Source organism: Kitasatospora sp. MY 5-36, from assembly GCF_001182915.1.
Taxonomy (GTDB): domain Bacteria; phylum Actinomycetota; class Actinomycetes; order Streptomycetales; family Streptomycetaceae; genus Kitasatospora.
On the sequence record NZ_LFVW01000461.1, the window covers coordinates 1 to 9448 of the forward strand.

The 9448-nt window shown below is 73.6% G+C and carries 8 protein-coding genes; 3 read left to right on the top strand and 5 right to left on the bottom strand.

From position 1 onward, the window contains the following. Positions 1-402: 402 nt before the first annotated feature. The gene (locus AE652_RS26875) at positions 403-1482 is read left to right on the top strand and encodes a scyllo-inosamine-4-phosphate amidinotransferase (protein ID WP_049656002.1); all 1080 of its coding nucleotides are present in this window, start codon (positions 403-405) and stop codon (positions 1480-1482) included. Positions 1483-1493: 11 nt separating this feature from the next. On the opposite strand, the gene AE652_RS26880 is transcribed toward AE652_RS26875, so the two are convergent. Continuing rightward, positions 1494-2324 (bottom strand): SAM-dependent methyltransferase, encoded by an 831-nt coding sequence (locus AE652_RS26880; RefSeq protein WP_049656004.1) that lies wholly within the window; start codon positions 2322-2324, stop codon positions 1494-1496. 175 nt (positions 2325-2499) lie between these two features. Here AE652_RS26880 and AE652_RS26885 point away from each other — a divergent pair, with 175 nt between their 5' ends. Next, a complete protein-coding gene (locus AE652_RS26885; protein ID WP_082345987.1) occupies positions 2500-3342 on the top strand; it encodes a PIG-L family deacetylase in 843 nt (280 codons plus the stop codon). Positions 3343-3435: 93 nt separating this feature from the next. On the opposite strand, the gene AE652_RS26890 is transcribed toward AE652_RS26885, so the two are convergent. The 4 genes from AE652_RS26890 to AE652_RS26905 form a co-directional block, all read right to left on the bottom strand. After that, entirely contained in the window at positions 3436-4635 is a 1200-nt protein-coding gene (locus AE652_RS26890; protein ID WP_049656009.1) for an aminotransferase class V-fold PLP-dependent enzyme, read from the bottom strand. Between the two features lie 12 nt (positions 4636-4647). Then, entirely contained in the window at positions 4648-5982 is a 1335-nt protein-coding gene (locus tag AE652_RS26895; protein ID WP_049656011.1) for a pyridoxal-phosphate dependent enzyme, read from the bottom strand. After that, the gene (locus AE652_RS26900) at positions 5979-7490 is read right to left on the bottom strand and encodes a Y4yA family PLP-dependent enzyme (protein WP_049656013.1); all 1512 of its coding nucleotides are present in this window, start codon (positions 7488-7490) and stop codon (positions 5979-5981) included. The genes AE652_RS26895 and AE652_RS26900 overlap by 4 nt, the downstream gene beginning before the upstream one ends. A 174-nt stretch (positions 7491-7664) precedes the next feature. Beyond that, a complete protein-coding gene (locus AE652_RS26905; protein ID WP_049656014.1) occupies positions 7665-8423 on the bottom strand; it encodes a trans-aconitate 2-methyltransferase in 759 nt (252 codons plus the stop codon). Positions 8424-8705: 282 nt separating this feature from the next. Between AE652_RS26905 and AE652_RS26910 the strand changes: the two genes are divergently transcribed. Next, positions 8706-9448: ABC transporter ATP-binding protein (locus AE652_RS26910; RefSeq protein ID WP_049656016.1), on the top strand; the 743-nt coding region annotated here is incomplete at its 3' end.

The window sequence follows — 9448 nt, forward strand, 5'->3', positions numbered from 1 at the left end:
CCAGAACCTGGCGGTGGCCGGGGTCGCCGCGGCGGGCGGGGCGCTGCTGGCCCTGGCGGGCGGGAGCCGGATCCGCCGGGCCTGGCGGTGGTGAGCGCCGGTCCGGGGCGCGGCGCCTCCCACCGGTGTTGATCAGCGTCGGAGGAAGCGGGTCGAACAACGGGCGGCCGGTCGGCGGGGTGTTCCCGGTGCCGATCACGGTCCTTGCGTCGCCGTCGGTCGTCCGGGTAGCTTGACGATCGATCCCGGCCCTTCGTAGCGGCGAACTCGGTTGCCCTGCCGGTGATTTCCCGTACGCCGCGGCCGGCCGGAGCCGGTTCGGCGCATCCGTCCGCACGGTTCCAGGCCGTCGCCTCCGCCGTCGTCTCCGTGTTTCCCCCAAACCCGTGTCAAGGGAGAGTCATGTCCGATTCGGCCCGTCCGGTCCAGAGCTGGGACGAGTTCACCACACTGCGGGAGATCGTGGTCGGGACCGCCGTCGGCGCCCGGCTGCCCGAGCAGACCGAGCCGTCTTCCTGGCTGTCCTGCTTCCCGAAGACCAACGCCGCCGATCTCGCCTCGATCGAGGCCGGCCCCTACTCGCGGCAGGTCGTGGAGGAGACCGAGGAGGACCTGGACGACCTGGTGGCCACCCTGCGCGGCCTCGGCGTCACCGTCCACCGGCCCGATCCGGTCGACCACGCGGCCGAGTTCGCCTCCCCGCTCTGGAACGCCGACGGCGGCTTCCACTCCTACTGTCCGCGGGACCTGACCCTGGTCGTCGGCGAGACGCTGATCGAGGTGGCGAGCCCGATGCGGCAGCGCTACTTCGAGGCCTTCGGCCTGCGCGGACTCTTCCAGGACTACCTGCGCCGCGGCGCGCGCTGGCTGGCCGCCCCCCGGCCGCAACTGGGCGACGAACTCTTCGAGTTCGACGAGGCCGGCCTCCCGCTGCTGGGCGAGGCCGAGCCGGTCTTCGACGCCGCGAACGTGCTGCGGCTCGGCCGGGACGTGTTCTACCAGGTCTCCCGCAGCGGCAACGAACTCGGCCTGCGGTGGCTGGAGTCCACCCTCGGCCTGCTCGGCGACGGCGGCCTGCGGCTGCACCCGCTGCGCGACATCTACGGCTACACCCACATCGACAGCACCATCGCGCTGCTGCGCCCGGGCCTGGTGCTGCTCAACCCCGAGCGGATCAGCCCGGAGACCGTCCCGGAGCCGCTGAAGGGCTGGGACGTCCTGTGGTGCCCGCCGGCCGAGCCCACCGGCGACGCGCCCGAGCACGCGCTCAGCGAGAGCTGGATCAGCATGAACCTGCTGATGGTCTCCCCGGACACGGCGATCGTCGAGTCCGAGCAGGAGGGCCTGATCAAGCTGCTGGAGCACGCCGGGATCACCGTCCTGCCGCACCGGCTGCGGCACTCCCGGGTGCTCGGCGGCGGCTTCCACTGCGTCACCCTGGACACCCGGCGCGACGGCGGACTGGAGGACTACCTGTCCTGACCCGCCGCCGCTCAGGGCTTGCGGGCCAGCGCGCAGGAGATCAGCCGCTCCCACACCGACAGGTCGCCCTCGCCCGCCGGCACCCCGCCGGTGCCGGCGGGCTCCGGACGCCACAGCGGGCAGGGCACCAGCCCGGGTTCGAGCAGGTCGAGGCCGTCGAGCAGGCCGAGGATCTCCTCGTCGGTGCGCCAGCGGCCGCGGCCGAAGCTCTCCCGCAGCTTCCGTTCCGCGCGCCGGCGCTCCTCGGTCCCGCCGGAGGTCCCGACGGAGCGGAAGTGGGAGACGTAGACCAGGCTGCCCGAGGGCACCCGGTCCACCCACCAGCGCACCAGGTCGGCGGGCCGCTCGGCGTCGTCGAGGTGGTGCAGGACGGCGCTGAAGACGACCCCCACCGGCTCGTCGAAGTCGATCAGCCGCCGCACCTCGGGATGGCGGCGGATCTCCTCCGGCTCGCGCAGGTCCGCCCGGACCAGCGTGGTGCGGGGGTCGGCGGCCAGCAGGGCACGGCCGTGGGCGAGCACGGTCGGATCGTTGTCGACGTAGACGACGCGGGCGCCGGCGTCGTGCCGCCGGGCGGCCTGGTGCACGTTGTCGGCGGTGGGCAGGCCGCTGCCCAGGTCGACGAACTGGCGGACGCCGTCGCCCGCCATGGCGCCCACGGCGCGGATCAGCGCCTGCCGGTTGGCGAACGGCAAGGCCACCGAGCCGGGCAGCTCGCGGAGGAAGAAGTCGCCGACCTCGCGGTCGACGGCGAAGTTGTCCGTGCCGCCGAGCAGGTAGTCGTAGACCCGGGCGATGCTCGGCTTCGACCGGTCGATCCCGCTGGTGCTGTCGTCGGTCATGGGAACCTGCCCGTCCCTGGGGTCCGCTGTCGCCTCGATCGTAGGAGAACCGTCGCGCCCCGGCCCGTCACCCCGGCCGCCGGGCGGCCGCCGCCGCACCGGATATTGGCAGCGGTCACCCGTCCGTGTGACGCAGACTGGGGCGAGAACTGTTCGGATCTGAGGATGGATTTCCATGGCTGACCGGCCTTTGACGCTGATGGCAGTGCACGCCCACCCCGACGACGAGGCGAGCGGGACCGGGGGTGTGCTGGCCCGGTACGCGGCGGAGGGCATCCGTACGGTGCTCGTGACGTGTACGGACGGCAGGTGCGGCGACGGCCCGGGAGGGGTCAAGCCCGGCGAGGACGGGCACGACCCGGCGGCCGTCGCCGTGATGCGCAGGAAGGAACTGGAGGCCAGCTGCGAGGTGTTGGAGGTCGGCCACCTGGAGCTGCTGGAGTACGCCGACTCCGGGATGATGGGCTGGGAGAGCAACGACGCGCCCGGCTCGTTCTGGAACACGCCGGTGGCGGACGGTGCCGCCCGGCTCGCCGAACTGATGCGGCACTACCAGCCCGACGTGGTCGTCACCTACGACGAGAACGGGTTCTACGGCCACCCCGACCACATCCAGGCCCACCGCATCACGGTGGCGGCGCTGGAACTGGTCGACCTGTCGCCGAAGGTCTACTGGACGACGGTGCCGCACTCGGCGGTGCGGCGGTTCGGGGAGGTCATGCGGGAGTCCGGCTCCGACGGGGAGCAGACGGAGCCGGTGGAGCCGGTGGAGGCCGCCGAGCTGCCCGAGATCGGCCTGCCGGACGAGGAGATCAGCACCTGGGTGGACACCACCGCCTTCGGCGGCCGGAAGTTCGACGCCCTGGCCGCGCACGCCAGCCAGGGGGACAACATCTTCTTCCTGCGGATGGGCAAGGAGCGGTTCACCGAGCTGATGGGCGTGGAGACCTTCGTCCGGGTCAGGGACACCACCGGCGCGGCCCTCCCGGAGAACGACCTCTTCGCCGGCCTGCGCTGAGCCCGGGGCAGCGGTGTGCCGGCGGCGGGGCGGATCGGCCCCGCCGCCGGCACGGTACGGAGCCACCGAAGTCACTCGGGGGCACCGAGGCCGCTACAGCCCGCGCAGCACGGAGAGCAGCAGGTCGACCTCCTCCGGGGAGTTGTAGACGTGCAGGCTGACCCGCACCGAGCTCTCGCTCTCGCCGGCCCGCGCCTGGCAGTGGCCGTCGGCGCGCACCATCAGGCCGTGGCTGGCGAGGATGAAGCCCAGGTCGTTGGAGCCGATGCCGCGGTGCCGGAAGGTGACGATGCCCTCGCGCCGCTGGACCTCGGAGTCGGCGGCCAGGCTCCGCTGGCAGCCGAGGACCTCGTACGGGGCCAGGGTCCGCAGCCCGTCGGTGAGCCGGGCGGCCAGCGCGCTGTTCCACCGTCGGATGCGGTCCGGCCCGGCGGCGTCGAGCCAGTCCAGGGCGGCCTCCAGGCTGGCGATCCCGGCGGTGTTGGGCGTGCCGGCCCAGCCGCCGGGGGTGAAGGCCGGGCCCCGGGTGTTGCGGGCCCACACCGCGCCGGTGCCGGGCAGGGCCAGCGCCTTGTGCCCGGAGAAGACCACGAAGTCGACGTCCAGGGTGCCGACGTCCACCGGCAGGTGGCCGACGCTCTGCGCGGCGTCCAGGCAGATCGGCACCTCGGGCCCGACCGCGGCCCGGATGCGGTGGACGTTCATGTCGGCGCCGTACACGTGGTGCACGTGGGTGGCGGCGACGAACGCCGTGCGTTCGGTGACGAGCCGGGCCAGCGCCCGGTGGTCGTAGTCCTGGGAGGCCGGGTCGTACGGCAGTTCGCGCACCGTGACGCGCACGCCCCGGTCGGCCAGCAGCTGCCGGGCCTCCAGCCAGGGCAGCGCGTTGGCCTCGTGGTCGGCGAAGGGCACGATGATCTCGTCGCCGTCCCGCAGGTGGTGGGGGAGCCAGTCCCGGGCCACCGCGCGCAGCCCTTCGGTCGCGCCGCTGACGAAGTGGACGCCGGAGCGCTGCCGGGGGGCCGGGTCGCCGAGGAAGCGGGCGACCCGGGTACGGGTGCGGTCGACCAGCGCGGTGGTGGCGTTGGCCCAGGTGTAGGTGCCGCGGCCGGCGTTGGCGTTGGCGGTGGTCAGGTAGCGCTGGACGGTGTCGAGCACCGCCCGGGGCTTCTGCGAGGTGGCCGCGCTGTCCAGGTACGCCTGGTCGGGGTGGCCGGTGACGATGGGGAACTGGTCCCGCAACGCGCGGTGCCAGTCGTGGAGTTCGCCGAGGGTTTCGTCGGGGGTGGTCATGGCCGGCCCCGCTCAGTCCCGGACCAGCGGCGCGCCCGCGTCGCGCCAGGCGATGACGCCGCCGGCCAGGCTGCGCGCGTCCCGGTGTCCCATCCGGGTGAGCAGCGCCGCGTAGACGGCCGACTTCTCGCCGACCGGGCAGGCCAGCAGCACCGGCTGCCGGGTGCCGAACGGCAGCCCGCCGTGCAGGAGTTCGTCGAACAGCTCGTCGACGATGTTGACCGAGCCCTCGATGTGCAGCGCCGCGTACGCGGCCGGTCCGCGCAGGTCGACCACCAGCGGCCGCTCCTCGGCGATCCACTTCCGGGCGGCGTCGACCTCGACGACCCGGGCGGCGGCCAGTTCGGCCGGTGTCACGGTGGCCACCGTGTTCGGCCGGGCGGGCTGGTTGAACAGTTCGGGCCGCCGTTTGCGGATGTAGCTCAGGTAGCTCTCCACCCGGTCGCAGACGATGAACACGGCGGTGCGCCGCTCGCCCGAGCCCCGCTGTGTCAACTCCTCGTCCACGGAGCGGAGGTGGCGCAGCGCGCCGAAGAAGGCGCCGCCGCCGGTCGGGCCGGCCGGCAGGCCGCAGCGGCGCACCAGGGTGAGCATGCCGTCGATGGCCTGGTCGGCGGTCACCGTCGCGATGGTGTCGTAGGTGGCGGGGTCGAACAGCCCGACCTCGTGCACCTCGTCGATGGTGCGGATGCCCGGGATGAAGTCGGACTTGTGGGCGACCAGTCCGAGCACGTCGACGGCCGGGTCGTGGGCGCGCAGCACGGCCGCCACGCCGGTGGAGGAGCCGGCGGTGCCGACGCAGGCGATGAAGTGGTCCGGGGCGCGGCCGTCGAGGTCCCGGACGATCTCGGGGCCGGTGCCGGTGAGGTGGGCGTCGAGGTTGAGCCGGCTGTAGTACTGGTCGGTGTGCAGGTAGCCGGACTCCGCCTCGGAGAGCATCCGGTGGATGCGGGTGAGCGGGTCGTCGGTGTCGGTCGGGTCGAGGCACTCGGTGCGGCCGGGCAGCTCCTCGATCTCCGCGCCGAGCAGCAGGAGCAGGTCCTTGATCTCGGGGACCCGCATCCGGTTGGTGACGCTCTTGAACGGCAGTCCGTGCAGGCCGGCGATCAGCGCGAGCGCCTTGGCGGTGTTGCCGCTCGACAGTTCCACGACGGTGTCGCCGCGCTCGACGGCGCCGGGGATCGCCTCGCGGGTCATGTTCCAGGCGGCGCGGTCCTTGACCGAGCCGAAGGGGTTGAGCAGTTCCAGCTTGGCGTACAGGTCGATGTGCCGCAGGCCGGTGACCGCCGGGTCGATCCGGACCAGCGGGGTGTTGCCTATGGCGTCGGTGATGCTGTCGTACCTCATGCGTGTCCGTCCCCCCGGTGTTCCGCGCCCGCCGTCACGTCGACGGGCCAGTACTGCTCGTCCAGGCTCCACCGCCAGGCGCCGTCCTGCCGGTACGCGGCGACCTTGCGCGCGACGGGCTGGCGCAGCGCCGAGCCGGCGCTGAAGTCCATCAGGTAGCCCGCGGTGTTGGCGAAGGCGAGCAGGTCGCCGGGGGCGGGGAGGCGGGGCAGGAAGACCGTCCGGCGGGTGATCAGGTCGGTCTCCAGGCAGAGGTTGCCGATCAGGTACACCCCGACCGGGCCGTCCGGCGAGTCCGGGCCCTCCGAGCCGTCCGGTGCGGCCGGGGCGCCGGGGCGCGGGACCAGCAGCGGGTCCATCAGCACCCCGTGCTCCTCCAGGCCCACGTCCCGCGCGTTCATCTCCAGCCGCACCAGGCGCTCGCCGGCCGGGGTCTGCCGGACCTCCAGGACGCGGGCGAGCGTCGCCCCGCACTGGTCGGCCAGCGCCCGGCCGGGCTCCACCGCCAGGTCGTAGAGGTTCTCCAGCAGCAGTGTGCCGAGCGGCCGGCCGAGCGTGGGTGCCGGGGTCGAGAGCAGCTCGTCCAGGTAGGCCTCGGCGGCCACCGGGCGGTGCGCCGGGTAGAGGCCGAGGGCTCCGCGCAGCCGGCCGGACTCGGCGCGCAGCCCGTAGCCGTGGCCCTGCCAGGTGAGGGCGGGGCGCCGGCCGAGGACGGCGTCGGTCAGCTCGCTGGTGTACCGCTCCCACTGGGCGGCGTCCGCCAGGTAGCTGACGCCGAACCCGCCGCCGATGTCGATGGTGCGGGGGTTCAGGCCCCGGCGCCGGCACTCGTTCAGCACCGTGACGCAGGTTTCCAGGGCGACGGCCTTCTCCGGCACGCCGGTGGTGTCCAGGTGGTAGGCGACGCCGGTGGTCTCGACGGCGTCCCGGTGGCGCTCCAACGCGTCGAGCAGGCCGTCGAGTTCGGCGACGTCGGTGCCGAACCGGCTCGGCCGGGTGAGCACCGTGGTGCCCGGCGCCCGGAAGCCCGACAGCCGCGGCATGACGGGCACCGGGGGCAGGGCGTGCGCGCGTACGAGGCCGGCCAGGGCGTCGAGTTCGGCGCGGGAGTCCAGGTGGACGGTGGCGCCGGTGCGGGCCGCCAGCCAGAGGTACTCGCGGTTCTTCGGGCCGGTCGCCATGATCCGCTCGGGCGGGCAGCCGGCCCCGAGCACGTGCTGGAGCTCGGCGAGCGAGGCGACGTCCAGTCCGGCGTCGGTGGCGGCGAGCCGGCGGACCAGGGCGCTGGAGCGGTTCGCCTTGTGGGCGAAGTGGATCCGGCCGGTGAGGCGGTGCTTGCGGTAGACGGCCCGGAAGCGTGCCAGGTTGTCCGCGATCTGCTCGGGCAGGAGCAGGTTGAGGGGGGAGCCCAGCGCGTCGGTCAGGGTGTGCAGGAGGTCGCGTTCCGCCAGGAGGGACCGGAGCGGGGGCTCCAACCGTGGTTCGAGATACAGCGGTGAGGACCGCATGCGAAACCAGCTCTCCGTGAGAAGTCGGCGTGAGGCGTGCGCGGCAGGGACGTCGGCGACCGAGGGAAACGGTAACTGTTTCCCTGGGTGATCAACAGGGCGCTTTCTGTCACGCCCTCGCAAAGACTGTGCCCATGCGGAACCCGGCTTCCCGCAACGGAGGTTGGGGCGGGGTCAGCGCAGGGCCACCAGGACGGAGCTGGTGCCGTACTGCCACACCGGTCCGGCCTGGCGGAAGCCGGCCTCCCGCAGCAGCTCGCCGTGCCGGGCGGCCGACAGGCCGTTGCCGGGGCCGTCGGTCGGGGGCAGCTGCCGCTCACGGGCCGTCAGCAGGTCGGCGAACTCGGGGACCCGCCCGGCCGCGGCCCACCACTGGGACCAGTCCTCGGCGGCGCCGGTGCCCTTGCGCTGGGCGCGGCGGCGGCCGATCGCGAGGGCGAGTTCGGCGAGCGGCGGCTCCTCGGGGATGAGGTGGTCGCCGTTGACCAGGACGCCGCCGGGCCGCAGCGCGCCGGCGAGGTCGCGGTAGATTCCGAGCAGGGCGTCCGGCGGCGGGTAGTGCAGCGCGGTGGTGGACACCACGGCGTCCAGCGGGCGGTCGAGGGCGAGGTCCCCGATCCAGCCGGGGCGGCCGATCAGGGTCTCGACCCAGCGCGCCACCCGGGGGTGCCGGGCGCGGCCGAGGGCGAGCAGCAGCGGGTCGATGTCGACCGCGATGATCTCGGCGTGCGGCAGGCGGGCCGCGACCCGCGCCGACAGCGAGCCGGGGCCGCTGCCGAGGTCCGCGACGAGCGGCCGCGCGCGGTGGCCGACGGTCTGTTCCAGTACGTCGGCGATGACGGTGAACCGCTCCTCGCGCTCCACCGCGTACCGCTCCTGCTGGCGCTCCCAGCGGTCCACCCAGGTCCCGGCCAGAGCGGCGTCCACTCGCATCCCGACTCCCGCCGTGTCCGTGCGCATTCGAGGCTTCGCCTTCCGCCAATGTTTGTCATGTTCATCAGGCTCCGCAACCGGTCCGGCACGGGTCCGGCGGATCCTGCCTGGCCAGCGAAACGATATCCGTTTTCATGTGAAGGTTTCCACCCGGTGCACCCGTAGGAAGCTCGCAGGACCGCCACGGCGCGGGCTGCTGCTGTTCCGCCGGAGTTCAACCGGGCGCACCTGACGGCGCCCGGTCAACCCCCTAGGTTCCCTGGGGAACCGCGAGAAGGAGCCATGACGGAAAACCAACCTGCCGTACGCGCACGGGCACTGACGAAGTGTTTCGGCGACGTCGTCGCGCTCGACGCCGTCGGACTGGAGCTCGCGCCCGGGCGGATCCACGGACTGGCCGGGCCCAATGGCGCCGGGAAGACCACGCTGCTCGGGCTGCTGCTCGGACTGGCCGCCGCCGACGAGGGCGACCTGGAGGTGCTGGGCAGACCGGTCGGCCGGGCCCGGCCCGCGCCGCCCGGGGTGGCCGGCTTCGTGGACGGGCCCGGGCTCTACCCGTCGCTGACCGCACGGCGGAACCTGGCCGCGCTGGCGACGCTGCGCGGGCAGGACGGCCGGGCCCGCCGGATCGACGAGGTGCTGGCCGAGGTCGGGCTCAGCGACGTCGCCGACGACCGGGTGCGGGGCTTCTCGCTCGGCATGCGGCAGCGCCTCGGACTGGCCGCGGCGCTGCTCACCGAACCCCGGCTGCTGGTGCTCGACGAGCCGTCCAACGGCCTGGACCCGGCGGGCAAGCAGCACGTGCACGGGGCGCTGCGCCGGCTCGCCGCCGACGGCGTGACCGTGGTGCTCTCCAGCCACCGGATGGACGACCTGGAGGCGCTCTGCGACGAGGTCACCATCCTGGCGACCGGACGGGTCCGCTTCTCCGGCCCGCTCGGCGAGCTGGCCGCGGACGACCGCGCGCTCGACCACCGGCTGCTCACCTCCGATCCGGCCGCCGACAAGGAACTCGCCAGCAAGTA

Coding starts and splice junctions, on each gene's coding strand:
- AE652_RS26875 (WP_049656002.1), top strand. CDS start 403: ATGTCCGATTCGGCCCGTCCGGTCCAGAGCTGGGACGAGTTCACCACA.
- AE652_RS26880 (WP_049656004.1), bottom strand. CDS start 2,324: ATGACCGACGACAGCACCAGCGGGATCGACCGGTCGAAGCCGAGCATC.
- AE652_RS26905 (WP_049656014.1), bottom strand. CDS start 8,423: ATGCGAGTGGACGCCGCTCTGGCCGGGACCTGGGTGGACCGCTGGGAG.
- AE652_RS26890 (WP_049656009.1), bottom strand. CDS start 4,635: ATGACCACCCCCGACGAAACCCTCGGCGAACTCCACGACTGGCACCGC.
- AE652_RS26895 (WP_049656011.1), bottom strand. CDS start 5,982: ATGAGGTACGACAGCATCACCGACGCCATAGGCAACACCCCGCTGGTC.
- AE652_RS26885 (WP_082345987.1), top strand. CDS start 2,500: ATGGCTGACCGGCCTTTGACGCTGATGGCAGTGCACGCCCACCCCGAC.
- AE652_RS26900 (WP_049656013.1), bottom strand. CDS start 7,490: ATGCGGTCCTCACCGCTGTATCTCGAACCACGGTTGGAGCCCCCGCTC.